This window comes from Lysobacter sp. TAB13, from assembly GCF_052113885.1.
GTDB lineage: Bacteria > Pseudomonadota > Gammaproteobacteria > Xanthomonadales > Xanthomonadaceae > Lysobacter > Lysobacter gummosus.
This window is the reverse complement of record NZ_JBFRDR010000435.1, coordinates 1-353: the sequence shown is the minus strand read 5'-3', so window position 1 is coordinate 353 and position 353 is coordinate 1. Positions and strand designations below refer to the sequence as shown.

1 protein-coding gene is annotated in these 353 nt (G+C 65.2%); it reads right to left on the bottom strand.

The genetic code is table 11. The features are described 5' to 3' along the window. A partial coding sequence (locus AB4Y92_RS26845) for an extracellular solute-binding protein (RefSeq protein WP_441822389.1) occupies positions 1–328 on the bottom strand: 328 nt, incomplete at its 3' end. Between the last annotated feature and the right edge of the window lie 25 nt (positions 329–353).

The following is a 353-nucleotide window of genomic DNA, read 5'->3' as shown; positions in this document are numbered from 1 at the left end:
CGTCATTGGTGGTGATGAAGGCGAGGAACTTGAGCGCTGCATCGCGCTTGGCTCCGGTCGCGCTCGACGCCAGGCCATTGACCCAATAGGAGGCGTAGTTGCTGGCAATGCCGTTATGGGTCGGTATCTCTGCGACGCCCCAATCGAAGCCACGCGCGCTCTTGAAGGTGCCGAGGCGGAACGAACCGTCGACATGCTGCGCCGCCTTGCCGGCCTTGAAGGCGGCCTGGCTCTCGGAGAGGAAGCCCGCCGCAGCGACCTTATGCTTGCGCTGCAGGTCGGTATACCAGCCGAAGGAGGCGGCCCCCGCGTCGTTGGCATAGGTCACGGTGCGGCCATCGTCCGAGTAGGGC